Below are 1,564 nucleotides of genomic sequence, written 5' to 3'. Positions count from 1 at the left end.
CTCGGATTGATCGGCCTGACCATATTGACCAGCGGTATCCCCGAAGCGATAATCGGCGGAGTGGCCGCGTACGCCGTCTGTCGACCCATACAGAAGAATATGAAGCACGATATTGGCTAAGCTCACTCGTGGGCGCATATCCACGGGCTCTTCTGCTTGATATCAACGGTTCTACAAGAAGAGCAGATCAGTCTGTCTGATCCGGCTGTGGCACAGACTGTGCCAGCTACTTTACGGTGGTTAGAAGATGTTCGCCTGAAAGAGATCGATAGAAGGAAGGGAGATAGCCCCCGGAGAACCAGGTGTCTTGAGCGTAAAACCCTGTTGCCCCTTCGCGTCGAAGCTCACGATCGAAGTCTTGTCGACGTGCAAACTTCCGAGAACTATTCCGGATGCGTCGACAGCGTAGTACACGGAATTCCAGTACATATCGGGACACTCTACAATCAATGTGTCGCTGTCGCTTGCCAGGTGAGCCATGAGCGGCGCCTCGGCGGCGGTCGGCCCTTCACCGTACAGCTTGGTGAGAAGCGCATTGAGCGTTTCCGGCAACGTTACCGAGGGCGCGGAAGCTGCCGTGTCGATGCAGCCGATTTTCGTGTGACCGTGAGTGAGGTAGAGAAGAGAGCCGACCCTGGCGAAGCTTGGATCCTGACCCGCTATGAGGCTTCCGCCAAATGCGTCCGCATCTCCGCATCGTACCATGGTTCCTGTTCCATTGTTCATGCGGATGAGCCAAAGCGAGACCACTGCAAAAGGCGCTTCTGCCTGGACGAGAACAAATCCGTTGTCTACCCCGCCACTTCCATACAAGACTTCTATCCGCACTTGTCCGGCAGGAGCGGGGACAGTCAGAATCTTGTCCTTGGGAGGATCGGCGATCCCTGGTAGTTGCCAAATGCTCCTTTCAGTGATCTTGATGATCATTCCGTCCAAATTGGTCTTCGGTGTCAAAGGTGTTGTTGGTACCTCAAGTTCGCCTTGCGTAGCAATAAAACTCTCTCCGTAATGCCACCGGACAAGAGGACTTCCCGTAGCAGATGATGCATATTGTATCCCTATGGGAGGCGTGCGAATCATAAGATCGTTGCTTGATGATGTCGCCTTCGTCAGGAGCGGCAGTCTATTCTTATAGCTCCACTGCTGGACGACGAAGATGGGCGTAGCGGGCGAAGCAGGTAGCCAAAACAACTTCGCTTCTCCGTTTGTGTTGTTTACATGCAACACCACCGTTCCGGTGCTCTGCAGGGCGTTCTTGCCAACATTCCATGTGAGCGGAACAGCGTCGTAAGCGGAATCCGTCACGTTGGTCAGCATCATGGCGCTGACCTGTGGTCCCTCCACTTGAACAACTTTCGGTGCACAACCAGTTGCAAGAACGAGTACGAGCAGGATGCTAATGAACGCAGTGACCCTTGAACTGGATCTGAACATCATTGTTCTCATACTATGCGCCTCCAACGCTTCCTTCGCCTGCGACACTGCGTACTCGGCTATCCGGCTCATGCCTTCGGCCCTCCCGTCACATCGTCAATCAACCATGTGCCGTTGACCTTCTTGAGCG

At 54.2% G+C, this 1,564-nt stretch carries 1 protein-coding gene; it reads right to left on the bottom strand.

Going from position 1 to position 1,564, the window contains the following annotated elements:
* Window positions 1-240 precede the first annotated feature (240 nt).
* Window positions 241-1,446 carry a hypothetical protein gene (locus tag SMC5_RS03475; RefSeq protein ID WP_126850809.1) on the bottom strand — a complete coding sequence of 402 codons (1,206 nt, stop codon included), beginning with the start codon at window positions 1,444-1,446 and terminating at the stop codon, window positions 241-243.
* Between the last annotated feature and the right edge of the window lie 118 nt (window positions 1,447-1,564).

It is taken from the genome of Candidatus Cryosericum odellii, assembly GCF_003570935.1.
Taxonomy (GTDB): Bacteria; Caldisericota; Caldisericia; order Cryosericales; family Cryosericaceae; genus Cryosericum; species Cryosericum odellii.
This window is presented reverse-complemented; position numbering and strand designations above follow the sequence as displayed.

What these genes read in the sequence shown, in the direction of transcription:
- SMC5_RS03475 (WP_126850809.1), bottom strand. Translation starts at nt 1,446, where the DNA reads ATGAGAACAATGATGTTCAGATCCAGTTCAAGGGTCACTGCGTTCATT.